A 239-nucleotide genomic window follows, 5' to 3' on the forward strand; every position below is an offset into this window, starting at 1 on the left:
CCTGGCGGCGCTGCTTATTATTTCTGTTCTGGTGGGTCGCGATATCCAGCGCAGTCTTCGCGATCCGGTGGGAGAGTTGGTTGGGGCAGCTAACCGTGTGCGAAAAGGAAACTTTTCTGTTGAGCTTTCTTACACCGGAACCAGGGAACTCGGCCAGCTAACCCAGACCGTTAAGGGTATGGCGGGCGAGTTGCAGATGCTCTATCAGAGCCTTGAGCAGCAGGTTGAAAGCCAGACGC

General features: G+C 55.6%; 1 protein-coding gene. It reads left to right on the plus strand.

Annotation, left to right across the window (positions count from 1 at the left end; all coding sequences use genetic code 11):
- Nucleotides 1–239: HAMP domain-containing protein (locus ACY2RR_RS24705; protein WP_490110854.1), on the plus strand; the 239-nt coding region annotated here is incomplete at both ends.

This window comes from Parendozoicomonas sp. 2304DJ65-17, from assembly GCF_058148445.1.